Below are 17,887 nucleotides of genomic sequence, written 5' to 3' on the forward strand. Positions count from 1 at the left end.
CATGAACATGCCCATACATCATCGTTCAATATCTCATAATTCAATGCTCAATGAATCAACACTGAACGGCCCAATCGCTATGATTGGTGCAGGCACGATGGGTATCGGCATTGCTCAGGTAGCAGCTCAGGCAGGACATACTGTCCTGCTATTTGATGTAAACAGTGAAGCGGCACAACGTGCGCTAGATACACTCCACACCCGCCTGCATCAACGTGTTGAAGCAGGCAAGGCAGATGCAGGCAAAACTCAGGAACTGTTGCAACGTATCACGCTGGTAGATTCGTTACATTCATTGGTATCAAGCGCCCTGGTCATTGAAGCGATTATCGAAAAGTTGGCAGCGAAGCAGGATCTATTCCGCCAACTGGAAACCCTTTGTTCACAACAAACCCTTTTTGCCAGTAACACCTCATCGTTGTCGATTACTGCAATTGCCCGCGTACTGGAAGCTCCTCAGCGTATGGCAGGGCTGCATTTTTTTAATCCTGCCCCATTGATGAAACTGGTAGAAATCGTGCAGGGGTTGGAAACGTCGCCACAGACAATAGCAACTCTTAAACGCCTCGTGATCAACTGGCAAAAACAGCCTGTCATTTGTCGTTCTACACCCGGTTTTATTGTTAACCGTATCGCACGCCCTTTTTATGCGGAAGCCCTGCGTGCACTGGAAGAACAAATTGCTTCCCCCGCAACACTGGATGCGGTTATGAAAGACTCCGGCGGCTTTGCGATGGGGCCATTGCAGCTTACCGATTTAATTGGGCATGATGTTAATTACGCCGTAACCGAATCCCTGTTCAATGCTTTCTATGGTGATACACGTTTTCAGCCATCACTACGACAAAAAGAACTGGTGGAAGCTAATCATCTGGGGCGTAAAAGTGGCCGGGGATTTTATGTTTATGCGGGCAAGGATTACGCTGACAAAACGCAACAACAATTTATTCCCACCATTATGGAGATGATTACAGAAATATCGCCGGCAGCACTAATACCACCTGAACAAATGAAAACAATCGGTAATTGGTCTGTCCTGCCGTCCTTTACCACACTGTTACAGCAACACGGATTATTACACCCCGATAAAATTGCTGCTGAAAAAGGCGAAAATATTCAGCTACCATCACCAGCATTACAGATTGATGACGTTATATTTATGCTGGCAACAGGGAAAACCAGCTCACAACTTACTGATGAAATTGGGATGCCGATAGTGCAGTTTGATCTATCAGCCAATCATCAGACCGCTCCGATAATGACGCTCAGTGTAGCCTGCCAGAATACTCAGCAACAGACCGCAAAAGTGATCAACTTTCTACACGCCCTCGGCAAGCAGGTGATTTTACTGCCGGATTACCCGGCTCTGCTGACCATGCGTACTGTAGCAATGCTGTGCAACGAAGCATTGGATGCTCTTAATAAAGGTATCGCTAACGCCGAAGATATCGATCTGGCAATGTGTTATGGCGTGAATTATCCCATTGGCCCTTTGACATGGGGCAACCAGCTTGGCTGGCGGCACATTCTCAGTACATTAGAAAACTTACAACAATTCTACGGCGAACCCCGTTACCGTCCGTCACCTTTGCTACGCCAACTGGCTGGGGGTTATGTCTCACTGCCACATATCTCACCGCAGCACCTGTCTACATAGCAATATGAACATCAATAAATATAAGAAGAAAAATCATGCCTGATAAAACCAATAACTCTCCTAAACAACTTGCCCGGCACTCTATTGAGGCCATGTATACCAAAGATGCTTGTGCCAACCATATGGGTATACACATCGACTATATCGATATCGGGATCGCTCAATTAAGCATGACCGTTGAGCCTACTATGCTCAACGGTCATAAAACCTGTCATGGTGGCATCATATTCACTCTGGCTGACACAGCTTTTGCTTACGCCTGTAACAGTGAAGGACCGGCTGCGGTGGCTTCAGGATGCAGTATAGATTTCATTCATCCAGTCTTTAATGGTGACCAACTCACGGCTATCGCTTCGGTGCAACATCAGGGAAAAACGTCTGGGTTGTATGATGTCAAAGTGACCAATCAGAATGGCAAAACAGTAGCCTTCTTCCGTGGTCACGCACATCGCCTTGGTCACTCAGTTTTAGAAGAGCCCTCAAAAGTTCTTCCATCTCAAACTTCTCTTCCTAAAGAACATCGGGGAGAAAAATCATGAATCATGCATTTATTTGTGATGGAGTACGTACCCCTATCGGACGTTATGGTGGTGCCCTTGCCAGTCTGCGGGCTGATGATCTGGCCGCTCTGCCATTACAAGCACTGATAGCACGTTATCCCACATTAGATGGGCAAGGTATTGATGACGTCATCCTCGGTTGTGCCAATCAGGCTGGCGAAGATAACCGTAATGTCGCACGCATGGCGGTATTACTGGCTGGACTACCATATTCCGTCCCCGGAACAACTCTCAATCGATTGTGTGGTTCTGGTCTGGAAGCACTGGCTTTTGCGGCCCGCAGTATCAAAACTGGTGAAGCTGCTCTGATACTGGCTGGTGGTGTTGAATCCATGACCCGTGCGCCATTAGTGATGGGAAAAGCAGAAAATGCGTTCAGCCGTCAAGCACAGATATTCGATACCACGATTGGCTGGCGGTTCATTAATCCACGCATACAACAACAATTTGGCACGGATTCGATGCCGGAAACCGCAGAGAACGTTGCAACCCAATTTAAAATCAGCCGGGAGGCTCAGGACGCTTTCGCGCTGCGTAGCCAGCAACGTACAGCCAAAGCTCAGCAACGCGGTATTCTGGCCGAAGAGATCACTCCTGTTACCCTGCCTGGCCCCCGCAAAGCCACTTTATTTTCACAGGATGAACATCCCCGGTCTGACACAACATTTGAGCAGTTGCAAAAGCTCAAAACCCCATTCCGTGTTGACGGCACAGTCACTGCCGGCAATGCCTCCGGCGTCAATGACGGAGCAGCCGCTCTGATCATCGCTTCAGAAACAGCAGTTCAACAACATGGTCTGACCCCACGGGCACGTATTGTCGCAACCGCCACCAGTGGTGTTGAACCGCGCATTATGGGGATAGGACCACTGCCTGCCACTGAAAAAGTACTGGCACTTGCGGGCCTAAGCCTGAATCAAATGGATGTGATTGAACTGAATGAAGCCTTTGCAGCCCAGTCACTGGCAGTCATTCGTCAATGGGGATTGCCGGATGATGCAGAGCATATCAACCCGAATGGCGGCGCAATTGCGCTTGGGCACCCATTGGGCATGAGTGGTGCCCGCCTTGCGCTGACAGCCACTCTTGAACTGGAACGGCGAGCTGGCCGTTATGCCCTATGCACCATGTGCGTTGGAGTGGGACAAGGTATCGCCATGATTATCGAGCGCATATAACTTATAAAAACAGCCTGTTACAACCAAATCAACAAAATGGCGGGAAATTATGAGCAACAACGTACAACACTTCTACTCACACGTTACACCACACACCAATACACATTTCGATCCTATTGAATTTGCCTCACGCGATGAAATTCAGACACGGCAATTTGAGCAAATAAAATGGACGCTGCATCACGCCTATAACAACGTACCAATGTATCAACACAAATTTGATGCCATCGGCATTCATCCCAGTGATTTCAGACAACTTGATGACATCAAGAAATTTCCTTACACCACCAAGCAGGATCTAAGGGATAACTACCCTTTTGATACCTTTGCCGTGCCAATAGAAAAAATTGTGCGTATTCATGCGTCATCCGGTACGACAGGTCGTCCGACTGTCGTGGGCTATACCCAACAGGACATTGATAACTGGGCTGACTTGGTCGCCCGCAGTCTGCGTTTCGCCGGGGGTACAGCCAAAGACAAAGTACACGTTGCTTACGGTTACGGCTTATTTACGGGGGGATTAGGTGCACATTATGGTGCTGAGCGTCTGGGAGCAACCGTGATCCCCATGTCTGGAGGACAAACGGAAAAACAAGCACACCTGATCCGGGATTTTAAGCCTGACATCATCATGATGACACCTTCCTACTGTCTGACACTACTGGACGAGCTGGAACAACAAATGGGAGGCGATGCCAGACAATGTTCCCTCCGGGTTGGTATTTTCGGAGCCGAACCGTGGACGGAAGGGCTACGCCAGGAAATAGAGACACGTATGGGCATTAAAGCACTGGATATTTACGGCCTGTCCGAAGTCATGGGGCCGGGTGTTGCGATGGAATCAGTGGAATACGCGGATGGTTCCACCATTTGGGAAGATCACTTTTATCCAGAAGTGATTGATCCGGATAACCTGAATGTCCTGCCGGACGGAGAGCATGGCGAACTGGTTTTCACAACGCTGACCAAAGAAGCCATGCCTGTGATCCGCTACCGTACCCGTGACCTGACACGTTTATTACCGGGAACCGCTCGCAATATGCGCCGTATGGACAGGATCACCGGACGCTCCGACGATATGCTTATTATCCGTGGTATTAACGTCTTCCCCTCACAGATAGAAGAACAGATTGTACGTTTCAGGGAACTGTCACCACACTATCAATTGGAAGTGAATCGCGTGGGTAATGATGACAGCCTGTCTGTCAAGGTCGAACTGAAAGAACCTAATCAACTCAGTTTCCAACAACGCTGTGGCATTTGCCACCAACTGCGCCACCACATTAAATCTATGGTCGGTATCAATACAGAAGTCAGCATCGTCAACTGCGGAGACATTCCCCGCTCAGAAGGCAAAGCGGTTCGGGTGATAGATAACCGTCGGCATGGATAATTATGCTAATGTCATGACACAATTCCGATACAAAAATAACACAATATGACTTACAGACTCGATGATTTTATTCAATATGCTCTCACTGCCCAGCCGATTAGCGGAACATCGCTGATTATTTCTTTGTATGGCGATGCCCTCAGTCACCGGGGTGGTGAAGTCTGGCTAGGTAGTCTTAGCCTTCTGTTGGAACCGATGGGATTCAGTAACCGCTTTGTGCGAACATCTGTCTTTCGTTTGCAAAAAGAGGGATGGCTAGAGGTAGAAAAAATAGGTCGTCGTAGCTATTACCGCATTACAGAACGCGGCATGAACCAATTCCGCCATGCAGAGAGTAAAATTTATCTCAGCGAACAACCTGCCTGGGATGGCAAATGGGATCTACTGCTACTGGAAGAGAGCAACAAAGAAGAACGCATCCGCCTGAAAAAAGAGTTGAGCTGGCTTGGATTTGGTCAACTCAACAGCACATTAATGGCTGCCCCTGGCAGCTCACAAAGTGATATTCCCGCCCTGCTCGGAGAACTCAACGCCAGTGACTCTGTTATCTACTTCCGGGCGGATTATCCTTATCCCCGTTCAGAGCAGAGCCTGAAAGAGCGGGTATCCGCCAGTTGGTCGCTGGACCAGGTCGCTCAACGCTACCATGAATTTATCCTCTCATTCCGTCCTTTGATGAAACTATTGCAAGACTGCAATCCAGATGAACTGACACCAGAACGCTGCTTCCAATTACGTCTTCTGCTTATCCACTTTTACCGCCGTGTCGTACTGCGCGATCCACTCCTACCGGATGCCCTGCTACCTGCACAGTGGGAAGGACAAATCGCCCGTCATTTATGTATCAACATCTACCAACGCATTGGCTCTGCCGCAACACAGTACATCGGTGAACAATGTGAAACTACCATAGGTAAACTGCCACAACCTGCTGCCGCGTATTATCGGCGTTTCGGTAGATTACGTAGCGGATCTTAGTATTTTCTGACGATTGATTTTGAGAAAATGTTTATATTTGTCTATATAGGTACACCTGCTCGCTGGCTGCGAGCAGGTTCTCTATTATTTAATATCAACAACTTCCGAAGGTTTTATTGTTATTTTCTGACCATGCAATTCACAATCTTCCATCATTTGGATAACACCTTCTTTAGCCCATAAAGCTTGTGCTCCTTCTGCTTCTTTATATGGAACAACTGAATCACTGATATCAATAAAGGGTTTGCTGTATAAAATGGATTTAAACTTGTCATCATAGTTTCCATCAGGAAGCTCCCAATTAATCAATCTATTAGCATTTTTCCAATAAACAATAACGCTGTTAAATCCATCACGATCACTTTTCTTATAAAATTTATATCCAATCAAACAAAATTTATTAATTACATTTTGTTCTTCTAAGACGTTAATAATATAGCTAAATGCCAGAATATAATTTTCTTTATATTTTTTTATTTTTAACGGGTCAAACCTATCATCGGGTTTTGAGGCAAATATACCCCAACTACCCTTCTCTTCCCAAGCATTAAAATCCAACTGTTCCTGTTTTGTAAAGGCACTAATAGAGAATAAAATTATAGTAATACCAATTAAATATTTCATATATAATCTCTTATTTCAGATAACTATCTGATAATTTATAAAAATCCTGCCCTTGTAATGAAAATAACTTAATGAAATTTTTACCTGGAGAATCATAGTCTTTTGTTCTCCACGCAATAACTTCTGTATTTGATATTTTATTACTTTTGACTATATTGATAGCATTTGTAATTAATTGACGATAAACAAGGAAGTCAATATGAGTACCTTCATTGGCAGTTGCTATCATACCATTAATTCTTTTTTGTATATCAGATTTAATATTGGGATACTGGCTAAATCCCTCTATTGTTCTTGGCCCTGAAATAAGTCCGATTAATTTATTTCCATGTTTTGGTACATCAAGTTCATGTGACTTAGGAGACTTAACCCTATTCAATAGAGCATCATGCATATATTGCATTGCGTCTCTTGCTTTCTTTTCATCATAGCCTGCCCCAATTGTAGATGGTGTTTTCGTCTCCGCCAACAATACCATCAACATCGCTTTCTGTTCAGGAGTGAGATCAGTAGGAATCGATATTTTAGATAACACATTAATTGTTAACGGTGGGAAACAATCCTCAGCAACACCGGCGGCAAAAAAGGAACAGTAGCTGATATTCGTATCTACCGCGCTGATAATACTCATTCCCATATTGATGGCTGTGATTTTCAGTGTCTGTTCTCTGCGCTGAGGATTATCGAGTTGGAAAACAGAGACAAGGCCATTATTCGGCATAAATTTAAGGTGTTTTCTGGTGCCGCTATTTAAACCATCAATCTTTAATGTCAGTGTATTGCCCGGCGTCAGATAAAAGACAGTTTCATTAAGTAACGTCCGGTTATTCCGCATAATAATAAATTTAGACATCGTTATTTATCCTTTTTATTTTGGTTAAATCCGTTCTCTAACCCATTGCGTTATAATAAAAATAATCTTATGAACAAATCAAACTCGTGTCCAGTAAGATAGCTCTTATTTTTTTAATATGCTCTTCATATAATTTTTAACAATGGAAATTATTTATTACTGTTCTATTTAAATGCCATCAGTAATATTCACAATGGCATTATCTATTGATGTTGATTGACACGCATTAATTGGAGTAAGAATCTGGAATGGAATGAATTAAACCTGCCTGACAAGGGCAACTGCTTCGGCTATCCAGCGTACCTGCCATTTTTTTCTGGTGATTCAGAAAACCACTGACACCACCGATAATCTGGTAAGAACCGCCATATCTGCCACAACTGACTGATGAACCTTCAAGAGCAGATTGCTTGCCGTAGAAAGTGACCTGACTGCTGCCTGTTAAGATCGCACCACCACATGTTGTCTGATCCCCAACAACTAAGAAATATCCAATGGCCATCATTCATCCTTAAAGTGAATTTAATGTGATTTGATTAATCAATATATTATCTATAAATACGGCGCGATTAAAGAAATCATGATTCATGATTCATGATTCAAAAAACAATTTATTCATCTTGTTTTACTCTAAATATTCAATATTTGTGACAATGAATACATAAAAAATATAGACAAAATCTTTATTTCAGTAAGTTATGTGACAAACATCTATTTTAAACACGCATTTCTAAAATATTACTTCAAAAAGCTAATTGGTTTCTGGTTCTCCTGATAGAGTTATTAATTAATTTAACGAAAATTTATCTCAACACCTATTGTTTTTTTTCAAACAACGTAAATAAATCCTAAAATTAAAAATGAGGAAAGATATGTCAAAGCTTGTTTATTATGTCGCGGCCACAATGGACGGTTATATCGCTACAGAAAACCACGAATTAGGTTGGTTAGAGACATTTATCCTCAGCGAGGATGCCACTCCTTACGAGAAATTTTATCAAAGCATTGGCGCGGCAATTATAGGTGCAGGGACTTATGAATGGATAATGAAAAATATTTCAGGTCACTGGCCGTACCAGAATATTCCCTCTTTTATTCTCTCCTCCAGAAATTTGTCCATTCCGGCAGAAATTAATGCCGTTGTCACTCATGATTCAGCCCATCAAATTGTTACCAAAGCAAAAGCAGCAGCTAAAGGTAAAGATGTTTGGCTCATTGGTGGAGGAAAAACGGCTGCATTTTTTGCAGATGCAGGAGAATTACAACAACTGTTTATGACTACGGTTCCCGTGTTCCTCGGTTCAGGTATTCGCGTTCTGCCAGTCAGCCGTTCGATTCAGGCAGTACCTAATCAACAACGATTCTTGAGCAGTGGTGCAATCGAAACCATTATGGATATCAAGTCAACGGCATAATTATTTGCAAAAGGTATTATCGTGGCCCTGTTCCCCTATTCCCGCCTTATCTATATCTTTGAGGCAGTTCAGGCAACAATATTGCCACAGGCTGAATTAGCAAAACGCTTTGCGGTTTCCAGCCGGACTATCCGTACAGATATAGCCGAATTGAATAGTCTGGGACAACGCTGGTCGCGATATAGCACGGGCTGAGATGACTTTTGACGAACAAAAGATTAATAAAAGTACATTTGAAATTCTGGCACAACTCCGACAAGGCAATACAGCGATCTATTTTCGGGAATATAAAGCCAATGAAGGTAAAGTCGAGGCAGATATCCGTAGTGTTTCGACAGAACAACTTGATACGATTGTTGCGGAAATCAGGCGAGTTGTAATACAGGAACGACAAATATTTTAACCACCTAAATATTCAATATAATTATTCATCATTGAGTCGTCTTATTATTCTCTGACAACTGATAAGTAAGGAAAAGGAACTGAAGAAAAATATTATGGCAAGTGATCATCGTTTTCATGATAGTTTCTACTGACTACTTTCTCAATGCTTCTTTCATTGCTCAAATTAATTTTGGCAAAATGGGGAATATGATGGACATCAATAAATACAATGTCAGTGAAAAATTATTTTCATTAGAAAAGTTCAGTAAAAAAACTCGACAAGATTTACATAAAATCCCCGAACTTTCTGGCCGGGAATTTAAAACTGCAAAATATTGCCATGATTTAATAACAAGTTTCGGTTATACCACTAAAAATTATGCAGGCTATACCGGTTTTCTTGCTGATTTAATTATTGATCCAGCCAAACCTTTAATTGCATTTCGCGCTGATATGGATGCGCTCGCTATGCCCGATATGACTAATAATGAGCATAGTTCTATCCATGAGGGTTGCGCACATAATTGTGGTCATGACATCCATATGACAGTAGCCCTGACCGCAGCCAATTATCTGTCCCAGTACCAGAATGAAATGAATGCCAACGTACGTTTTATCTTTCAAATGGCTGAAGAAGATATGCGTGTTCCGGGGGCAGATAAAATGGTTGAGCTAGGATGTATGGACGGAGTAAGTGAAGTCTATGCCCTGCACAACAATGCTGCTGTGGAGACCGGAACCATCAGTCTCAATAGCGGTACGGTAACATCATGGGGTTCAACATGGACACTGGATGTATACGGTGTTTCTGCTCACGGCTCCACACCACAGAGAGGGCTGGATGCCATTCGAGAAGCATCTCGCATCATTGACTACCTGGACTATATCGTTGCCAAAAAAACCAGTCCTTTTAGCCCCGCGGTATTCAATTGCGGTATGATTATTGGCGGCACAGTTCCCAATACCGTTGCCGATCATGTTCAGGCTCAGGGAACGATCCGGGCAATGGATAAAGAGACCGACCAGATTCTGAAAAACAGTATGCAAGAAATTATTGCCCGCAGCGAAGCGGGGGGATTCAAAGCTACAATGTCTTACGTCACCTATCCCGCGGTAGAAAACCATCCTCATGCTTACCGGCGAATCATAGAAGCGGCCAGCAACTTCCTGCCACAAAGAAATATCGAAACTAACAGCCGACCAACAACGGCCAGTGATGATTTCAGCTACATGATTAATGCTACTCAAAATCGCACAGGTGCTATGTTCACACTTGGCAGCGGGAATAAAGCGAAAGGAATAAATAACTTTCCACATTCTAACCCTTATTTTGTTGACGATAATTGTCTACTGGTTGGAGCACAGATTTTTATTAATCTTGTTACTTATTAATCATATTTGGCGTCCGATAGTGGAATATCGGATGCTGGGTTACCCTCTAGCAAATTGAACTTGGTCTATTTTTAGCAAAGTCACAATAATCCCCTTTTTATAAAATAATTATCTTAGATTCAAACAGATTCACTTATTCAATTAAACACAAAGAAGAAAAATGGCAGAGGAATAATTGCATTTTTTCAATTAAATGAGAACACACCTTAACAAAGCTATAAAATTAGTTTTCACTTTAGCATTAATAGATAGTAAACATAATACAAACAACATTCATCACCCACACCTATTAATTACAAAGGAAATTAAAACCATTAAAACAATAATTTTAAGTAATATAAAAAGTATTATATTTTCACACTAATAGAATAAAGTGTGATCTAAAACTCAAACAACGTATCTTTTCATATTCAAAATTCTGAAATCTGACTAGGATGGGGGGATTATTACTTCATTCTATGAATTATCTCATCATAAAAGTAATCATTCTGTTAGCACCAATTTACATTATTCAATTCACTACTCCTGCCATATGAAGGAGAAAAGGCATGAAGAAAAAACAAATAAATCAAAAGGATATTGATAATCTTATTCGGCTAATCGGGGGGCAAGAGAATATTGCCTCCGTAAGCCATTGTATCACCAGACTCAGATTTGTTCTTAATGCACCCGAAAAAGCCGACGCCAAAGCTATTGAAGAATTACCTATGGTAAAAGGTTGTTTCACCAATGCCGGCCAGTTCCAGGTGGTCATCGGGACAAATGTAGATATCTATTATAAAGCCCTGCTCACCGCTACCGGAAAGCAGTCAGCCAATAAAGAAGAGGTCAAACAGGCCGCGCGACAAAATATGAAATGGTATGAAAATGCAATTTCACATTTTGCTGAGATCTTCTTCCCATTGCTGCCTGCCCTTATCAGTGGCGGTCTGATATTGGGCCTCCGTAACTTGATCGGGGGAATTCCATTCAGTGACGAAAAATCCCTCGCTCAGTTATATCCAATCTGGCAAACCATCTATGATTTCCTCTGGCTGATTGGTGAAGCCATATTTTTCTATCTGCCTGTCGGTATTTGCTGGTCCGCCGTTAAAAAAATGGGCGGAACTCCCATACTGGGCATTGTTCTGGGGATCACGCTGGTCTCCCCACAATTAATGAATGCCTACTTACTTGGGCAACAGGTGCCTGATGTCTGGAATTTTGGCTGGTTTACCATCTCCAAAGTGGGTTATCAGGCTCAGGTTATACCTTCCCTGATGGCTGGCCTGACGTTGGGATGGATTGAAACACGTTTGAAGAAACTGGTGCCGGATTATCTTTACCTGGTGATTGTTCCGGTGGTTTCCCTGTTGCTGGCAGTTTTCCTTGCCCATGCACTAATTGGCCCGATTGGGCGTGTAATTGGTGATGGTGTTGCATGGTGTGTCAAAGGGCTGATGACCGGAAGTTTTGCGCCGATTGGAGCCGCTTTGTTTGGCTTCTTCTATGCTCCATTGGTTATCACTGGCGTACATCAGACTACGCTGGCTATTGACCTGCAAATGATCCAAAGCACAGGCGGAACACCTATCTGGCCAATCATTGCCCTGTCCAATATTGCTCAAGGCTCTGCGGTTATCGGGATTATCTGGGCAAGCAAAAAAGAAAAAGAGCGGGAGATTTCAGTTCCGGCAGCGATTTCAGCCTATCTCGGCGTTACCGAACCGGCCATGTATGGTATTAACCTGAAATACCGCTATCCCATGTTCTGTGCAATGATTGGAACCAGCCTGGCGGGTCTGGTATGTGGGCTCAATCATGTTACCTCCTATGGCATCGGTGTGGGAGGAATACCGGGTATTCTGTCCATCAAACCCCAGTTCTGGGTAATCTACCTTATCGCCATGCTTATCGTTATTGTTGTGCCAATGGCACTTACCGTTCTGATGTATCGCAGGAATGAACGCAAAGTCACATTGGCTAATGGAGCAGCAAATTAATAGGATACAGGTTAATAGGAATTGTTATGACTGAACAACAACCGTGGTGGTTAAACAGTACTATCTACCAGATTTACCCAAAAAGTTTTCAGGATAGTACAGGAAGTGGGACGGGGGATATTAATGGGATCACCCAACGTCTGGATTATTTACAGCGCCTCGGTGTAGGCGCTATCTGGATCACACCAATTTATCCATCTCCACAGGTAGATAATGGCTATGATGTCGCCGATTACTGCGCCATTAATCCTGATTATGGAACAATGGAAGACTTTGATAATTTGGTGGAAAATGCCCATCGTCGTGGCATTCGCATCATTTTAGATATGGTCTTTAATCACACCTCAACCGAGCATCCGTGGTTTAAGGCGGCACAGGATATTAATAGCCCTTATCGCCAGTTTTATATCTGGCGGGAAAGTGCCAAGGATCCCCTTCCCAATAACTGGAAATCCAAGTTCGGGGGGAATGCGTGGCAATGGCATCCAGAGAGCCAACAGTATTACCTTCATCTGTTTGCTGTAGAACAAGCTGATTTGAACTGGGAACATGAACCCGTTCGAACTGAGTTGAAGAAAGTCTGTGAGTTCTGGGCCGATCGTGGTGTTGATGGACTAAGGTTGGATGTGGTTAACCTCGTCTCAAAACAACAGGACTATCCTAATGATGAGCATGGTGATGGCCGTTGTTTTTATACCGATGGCCCACGGATACATGAATTTTTGCAGGAGATGAGTCGTGATGTTTTCCAACCTAAGGGATTGATGACTGTCGGAGAGATGTCCTCCACACGCCTTGAACACTGTCTCCACTATAGCGCATTGGATGGCAAAGAACTCTCCATGACGTTTAACTTTCATCATCTGAAAGTTGATTACCCTAATGGTGAGAAATGGACCCTCGCTAAGCCTGATTATATTGAGCTGAAAAGGATTTTTTCGACATGGCAACAGGGTATGCATCAAAAAGCCTGGAACGCACTTTTCTGGTGTAACCATGACCAACCTCGCATTGTTTCCCGGTTTGGCGATGAAAACCAATACCATAAGATATCTGCCAAAATGTTAGCCATGGTGCTACACGGCATGCAGGGAACACCCTATATTTATCAGGGTGAAGAACTGGGTATGACGAATCCTCATTTTAAGCGTATTGAAGACTATCGGGATATTGAAAGCCTGAATATGTATCAAGAGCGTATTGAAAAAGGCGTACAGCCAGAAGAGATTTTAGCAATTCTGGCACAGAAATCCCGTGATAATAGCCGAACTCCGATGCAATGGGATGATTCCAGCAACGCGGGTTTCACTTCGGGTACTCCGTGGATCGCTACTTGCGATAATTATCGTGAAATCAATGCAGAAGCCGTATTACAGGACAACGATTCTGTATTTTACTGCTACCAAGATTTGATTAAGTTAAGAAAAACACAACCCATCCTAACTCACGGTGATTATCGGGATCTTTTACCCGACCACCCTTCACTATGGTGTTATCTGCGTCGTTGGCAGGATCAAACTCTGCTGGTTATAGCCAATCTAAGTGACGAAACACAACTTTGGTCTCCAGAGTCTGAACTCACACACCAAGATTGGCGGGTACTCATCAGTAATTACCCATCATCGACAAAAAAAATAGAGAAGGAAATTAAGCTCAATCCTTATGAAGCAATATACTTAATTTCAACATAACAATATTGTTTATGTTTTTATTTTATCATAATATATTGTTTATAAGATAATTTAAATATTATGCCTTGCCGAATAAGAGGTGAGGCATAATATTAATCAGAAAAAAAACTTATAAATAAAAACAGTGAGAAAATAACATATATCCTCCCAATACAAAGAAAATTCTATATCCAGCTTTATTTTTATTAACTCCTGCTATACTTAAAAATGAAATATATAAATACAAGCCATCTTTCAAATTACAGCTTCGTTGACTGACATTCTCTTGTTGTCACACTGTATTTTGAACGCAAGCAGGTAATTTTTTAAATAGAGGGAATAAAAATGAAACCGCTTAAAAAATATATCGCATACAGTTTATCTTTAAGTATGATACTTTTTGCAAGTAGTACTTTCACTAAAAACAGCACAGTGCAAGATGATCATAAAATAGAAAATAACAAAGCCATCCATAAACCCTCTGTTTTTTCTACAGATTATAACGTGCACTTCAAAAATAATAGCAAAACTGCCAAAGTAGTCATTTCACGTAAAGCAGACCAATGTATGTATAATGCCGGCCCATCAGATGACATAATCTTAACCCCTCAACAAGAAAGAAGCTTTAGCTTAGTAGATAATAATAATTTCTTTAGTTTTTGCGAACTTTCGGATAAATTTATTAGATGGTATATTGTGTATCATAAGCCAAAAAATTGGGAAATACACTGCAAAGTAGTATTACTTACAACGTTTAATAATATAATAAAAGGCTGGAGTACCTATTTTACTCCTGCGAATAATATAGAATGCGGGTTTCCTATTAAATTTACTTGTGACGGTAGTGAATCAAATTGTAAGAATGGATATTCAAGTTATGATGGAACACAGATAATTATGGAAATAAATGATTAATAAAGTGAATGCTGACTGACTATATAAAAAGACACTAGTTTAATGGCAGGGGAATTATTTTTCTAATCTCAAGCGAGGAGTATGCTATTATGTTTTACTTAAGATATTTATTTGCCGTCCTTATAAGGGGAAATAATGCGATATATACTGTTACTATTGTATATCCAGTCACCACTTAGTTTTGCTGCCAGTTTTGACTGTACGAAAGCTAGAGCGTCAGATGAGAAAGCGATTTGTGCCAGCCCAGAACTAAATGATCTGGATGTAGAAATGAATGTGAAATACCACTTTCTTCGAGGGTTATTTGCTATGGGGATATCAGGAGAGATGTACGATGATCAGAAGGCATGGCTGAAACAACGTCAGCAATGTAAGGCCAATATATCATGTCTGAGAGAGAGTTATCGTCAACGTATTAATCAATTAGATATGCTTTATAACTCAATAGAAAAACCGATTTAATTAATCGTTCAGAGATTAAGATAAGAATTTACTATTTTCAATTCCTGCTATTTTTTGACATAACCAACATGAAATAGACTTATTTAACTGCTTATGTTGATTATGAAACCAGTAATAACATTTGCTGGTTTTTTCTTTCCTATTATTTGACATCGAACCTATCACCAATGTTATCGCGTCATTTCACAGATCACTGATATAAAAAGAGAGTAATTATTCACATAAAATGGCGGTATTTACAGTGAACTCACGCTATCTTAATTCCCGTCTTTCAACACCAACTCTTTGGGATAGCGGTATACCCAAATATACTAATAAGGCGCTAATTATGACTAATCCATTACTAGAATCTTCTGGACTACCCAAATTTGCTTCTATTAAAGCAGAACATGTTGTACCAGCTGTAAAGGAAAGGTTAGCCAACTATCGTCAGGTGATTGAGAAAGTACTGGCCGAAAATTCCCCATTTACCTGGGATAACCTGTGTCAACCAATCTCTGAAGCGAAAAATCAATTTGGACGTGTCTGGTCTCCAGTCAAACACCTCAATGCCGTCAAGAATAGCCCGGAATTCCGGGTAGCTTATGAGCAGTGCCTCCGCATGGTTGCCGAGTTCGATACTTGGATAGGACAGCACAAAGGATTATATCAGGCGTATAAGTCACTGAAAGAAAATCCGGCATTCAGGGAGCTACCCCAATCGCAGCGTAAAGCCATTGAAGATGCGTTGCTTGGTTTTACATTGTCCGGTGTTGCCTTGCCGGAAGAGAAACAAAAACGCTACGGTGAGATCACCGCCCGTCTATCAGAGCTAGATTCCCAATTCGGCAATAATGTACTGGATGCCACCATGGGGTGGTCTAAGCTCATCACTGACGAATGCGATCTGTCGGGTTTGCCTGAAAGCGCCCAAAATGCGGCCAAAGCCGCCGCCAAAGCGAAAGGGTTAGATGGCTGGTTACTGACACTGGATCCCCCCATCTATAATTCTGTCATAAGCTATGCTGATGACCGTGACCTGCGTGAAGAAATATATACTGCCTATATAACTCGTGCTTCTGAGCTAGGGCCAAATGCCTGCAAATGGGACAATACCTCGATTATGGAGGAAATTATCGCTCTGCGTCATGAACGCGCTCTGCTATTAGGCTTTAAAAACTATGCCGAAAACTCTCTCGCTACAAAAATGGCGAAGACACCACAAGAAGTTCTTGATTTCTTAAACGATCTGGTCAACCGTGCCCATCGTCAGGGTGAAAGGGAGATGGAAGAACTTTGTGATTTTGCCTTCTCTCACTATTGGATTGATGATCTGGAAGGCTGGGATGTGAAGTACTATAGCGAAAAACAGAAACAGCATGATTTCTCTTTTGATGAAGAACAGCTACGTGCTTATTTCCCTGAACAACGCGCACTCAATGGGCTGTTTGAAGTTGTCCGCCGCATTTATGGTATTACCGCGAAAGAGCGCCATGATGTAGAAACCTGGCATCCTGATGTCCGCTTCTTTGACCTGTATGATGAAAAGCAGACATTACGCGGTAGCTGTTATCTGGATCTCTATGCCCGCGAAAATAAAAGAGGAGGAGCATGGAAAAGCAGCTATGTTGACAGAATGCGCCTTGCTTCCGGTGAGCTACAGAAACCTGTCGTTTTTATTAACTGCAACTTCAATGGGCCTGTAGGTGATAAACCCGCTCTGTTCACACACTCTGAAGTGAAAACGCTGTTCCATGAATTCGGACACGGTTTGCACTCCATGTTAACCCTGGTTGAAACCCTGGATGTTGCCGGCACTAACGGTGTACCGTGGGATACTGTGGAATGTCCAAGTCAGTTTATGGAGAACTGGTGTTGGGAGCCAGAGGCATTGGCATTTATCTCTGGTCATTATGAAACCAAAGAGCCTCTGCCGAAGGAAATGCTGGATAATATGCTGGCAGCGAAGAATTTTCAGTCTGCTATGTCCGTACTGCGTCAGTTGAAGTTTGGTCTGTTTGATTTCCGCCTGCACGTTGAATATGACCCGGCAAAAGGCGCACAAATTCTGCCAATACTTCAATCAGTGGAAGAGCATGTTTCTGTGGTTCCAACACAGGATGATGATCGCTTCCCGCACTCGTTCAGCCATATTTTTAGCGGTGGCTATGCAGCAGGCTACTACAGCTACATGTGGGCAGATGTGCTGGCGGCGGATGCTTATTCCCGCTTCTCTGAAGAGGGAATTTTCAACCGCACAACCGGTCAATCGTTCCTTGATGATTATCTGACTCTTGGTGGTTCGATGGATCCAATGACGCTGTTTATTCGCTTCCGTGGCCGTAAACCATCACTGGATGCACTGCTGAAAAGACTTGGCATCACGGAATAATCATTTGTGTTAATTTGTTAAACTGCATGAATAAGGCGCTGATAACAGCGCCT

At 42.6% G+C, this 17,887-nt stretch carries 16 protein-coding genes and 1 pseudogene; 14 read left to right on the top strand and 3 right to left on the bottom strand.

Annotation, left to right across the window (positions count from 1 at the left end):
• Positions 1 to 7 precede the first annotated feature (7 nt).
• From ABLA85_RS00795 to paaX, 5 genes are read left to right on the top strand one after another with little or no spacing between them, the layout of a single operon-like run.
• Positions 8 to 1,657, top strand: a complete 1,650-nt coding sequence (locus tag ABLA85_RS00795; protein WP_367960610.1) for a 3-hydroxyacyl-CoA dehydrogenase — start codon at positions 8 to 10, stop codon at positions 1,655 to 1,657.
• Positions 1,658 to 1,692: 35 nt separating this feature from the next.
• On the top strand, positions 1,693 to 2,196 hold the full coding sequence (gene paaI, locus ABLA85_RS00800) for a hydroxyphenylacetyl-CoA thioesterase PaaI (protein ID WP_367960503.1): 504 nt from the start codon (positions 1,693 to 1,695) through the stop codon (positions 2,194 to 2,196).
• Positions 2,193 to 3,395: a 3-oxoadipyl-CoA thiolase gene (gene pcaF, locus ABLA85_RS00805; RefSeq protein ID WP_367960504.1), complete on the top strand. Its 1,203-nt coding sequence runs from the start codon at positions 2,193 to 2,195 to the stop codon at positions 3,393 to 3,395. The genes paaI and pcaF overlap by 4 nt, the downstream gene beginning before the upstream one ends.
• A 49-nt stretch (positions 3,396 to 3,444) precedes the next feature.
• Positions 3,445 to 4,788: a phenylacetate--CoA ligase PaaK gene (paaK, locus tag ABLA85_RS00810; protein WP_367960505.1), complete on the top strand. Its 1,344-nt coding sequence runs from the start codon at positions 3,445 to 3,447 to the stop codon at positions 4,786 to 4,788.
• Positions 4,789 to 4,833: 45 nt separating this feature from the next.
• Positions 4,834 to 5,766, top strand: coding sequence for a phenylacetic acid degradation operon negative regulatory protein PaaX (gene paaX / locus ABLA85_RS00815; RefSeq protein WP_367960507.1), 933 nt, complete (start codon positions 4,834 to 4,836; stop codon positions 5,764 to 5,766).
• Positions 5,767 to 5,850: 84 nt separating this feature from the next.
• Here the strand turns inward: paaX and ABLA85_RS00820 are convergent, their stop codons facing one another.
• From ABLA85_RS00820 to ABLA85_RS00830, 3 genes are all read right to left on the bottom strand, one after another.
• The gene (locus tag ABLA85_RS00820) at positions 5,851 to 6,390 is read right to left on the bottom strand and encodes a hypothetical protein (protein WP_367960509.1); all 540 of its coding nucleotides are present in this window, start codon (positions 6,388 to 6,390) and stop codon (positions 5,851 to 5,853) included.
• Between the two features lie 10 nt (positions 6,391 to 6,400).
• A complete protein-coding gene (locus ABLA85_RS00825; RefSeq protein WP_367960510.1) occupies positions 6,401 to 7,243 on the bottom strand; it encodes a hypothetical protein in 843 nt (280 codons plus the stop codon).
• Positions 7,244 to 7,469: 226 nt separating this feature from the next.
• On the bottom strand, positions 7,470 to 7,748 hold the full coding sequence (locus ABLA85_RS00830) for a PAAR domain-containing protein (protein ID WP_367960512.1): 279 nt from the start codon (positions 7,746 to 7,748) through the stop codon (positions 7,470 to 7,472).
• 367 nt (positions 7,749 to 8,115) lie between these two features.
• Here ABLA85_RS00830 and ABLA85_RS00835 point away from each other — a divergent pair, with 367 nt between their 5' ends.
• The 9 genes and pseudogenes from ABLA85_RS00835 to prlC all read left to right on the top strand — a co-directional run bounded on the left by ABLA85_RS00835 (position 8,116) and on the right by prlC (position 17,834).
• Complete coding sequence (locus ABLA85_RS00835; protein WP_367960513.1) at positions 8,116 to 8,658, top strand: dihydrofolate reductase family protein; 543 nt, start codon at positions 8,116 to 8,118, stop codon at positions 8,656 to 8,658.
• Between the two features lie 21 nt (positions 8,659 to 8,679).
• The gene (locus ABLA85_RS00840; protein WP_367960514.1) at positions 8,680 to 8,853 is read left to right on the top strand and encodes a helix-turn-helix domain-containing protein; all 174 of its coding nucleotides are present in this window, start codon (positions 8,680 to 8,682) and stop codon (positions 8,851 to 8,853) included.
• Positions 8,813 to 9,061, top strand: a pseudogene (locus ABLA85_RS00845) (SelA-like pyridoxal phosphate-dependent enzyme); the annotation flags it as partial. The gene ABLA85_RS00840 and the pseudogene ABLA85_RS00845, both read left to right, overlap by 41 nt.
• 191 nt (positions 9,062 to 9,252) lie before the next feature.
• Positions 9,253 to 10,434: a M20 family metallopeptidase gene (locus tag ABLA85_RS00850; RefSeq protein WP_367960611.1), complete on the top strand. Its 1,182-nt coding sequence runs from the start codon at positions 9,253 to 9,255 to the stop codon at positions 10,432 to 10,434.
• A gap of 548 nt (positions 10,435 to 10,982) precedes the next feature.
• The gene (gene treB / locus ABLA85_RS00855; protein ID WP_367960515.1) at positions 10,983 to 12,416 is read left to right on the top strand and encodes a PTS trehalose transporter subunit IIBC; all 1,434 of its coding nucleotides are present in this window, start codon (positions 10,983 to 10,985) and stop codon (positions 12,414 to 12,416) included.
• 26 nt (positions 12,417 to 12,442) lie between these two features.
• Positions 12,443 to 14,107: an alpha,alpha-phosphotrehalase gene (treC, locus tag ABLA85_RS00860; protein WP_367960517.1), complete on the top strand. Its 1,665-nt coding sequence runs from the start codon at positions 12,443 to 12,445 to the stop codon at positions 14,105 to 14,107.
• 324 nt (positions 14,108 to 14,431) lie between these two features.
• Positions 14,432 to 15,001, top strand: coding sequence for a hypothetical protein (locus tag ABLA85_RS00865; protein WP_367960519.1), 570 nt, complete (start codon positions 14,432 to 14,434; stop codon positions 14,999 to 15,001).
• A 135-nt stretch (positions 15,002 to 15,136) separates the two neighbouring features.
• A complete protein-coding gene (locus ABLA85_RS00870; protein WP_367960520.1) occupies positions 15,137 to 15,463 on the top strand; it encodes a lysozyme inhibitor LprI family protein in 327 nt (108 codons plus the stop codon).
• A 328-nt stretch (positions 15,464 to 15,791) separates the two neighbouring features.
• On the top strand, positions 15,792 to 17,834 hold the full coding sequence (gene prlC / locus ABLA85_RS00875) for an oligopeptidase A (RefSeq protein WP_367960522.1): 2,043 nt from the start codon (positions 15,792 to 15,794) through the stop codon (positions 17,832 to 17,834).
• The last annotated feature ends 53 nt before the right edge of the window (positions 17,835 to 17,887 follow it).

This window comes from Xenorhabdus sp. SGI246 (assembly GCF_040838225.1).
Classification (GTDB): domain Bacteria; phylum Pseudomonadota; class Gammaproteobacteria; order Enterobacterales; family Enterobacteriaceae; genus Xenorhabdus; species Xenorhabdus indica.